The sequence below is a fragment of the Halalkalibacter oceani genome (assembly GCF_023715705.1).
GTDB classification, from domain to species: Bacteria; Bacillota; Bacilli; order Bacillales; family Bacillaceae_D; genus Halalkalibacter; species Halalkalibacter oceani_A.
The window spans coordinates 1-251 of record NZ_JAMBOS010000132.1 but is presented as its reverse complement, the minus strand read 5'-3'; the positions used below and the strand labels follow the sequence as shown (position 1 = coordinate 251).

Here is a 251-nt window from a genome sequence, read left to right as displayed (position 1 = left end):
CGGAGTCTTGTTCACATAACAAGATGAGATCGAACGAACGTCAAGAATTCAAAGGCAATGGAGACATTGTCTAAAAAACGACCTTTTGATAAAGATCGTTTTTGGCAAAGAGATTCGAGCAGGTCGAAGACATGCGAAGAAGATCTGCCGCCAAAATTGGTTAAGTTAGAAAGGGCGCACGGTGAATGCCTTGGCACTAGGAGCCGAAGAAGGACGCGACGAACGGCGAAACGCCTCGGGGAGCTGTAAGT

The 251-nt window shown here is 47.4% G+C and carries 1 rRNA gene; it reads left to right on the top strand.

Annotation, left to right across the window (positions count from 1 at the left end):
- Window positions 1-158: 158 nt before the first annotated feature.
- Window positions 159-251: ribosomal RNA gene (locus M3212_RS21915) — 23S ribosomal RNA — on the top strand; the annotation flags it as partial.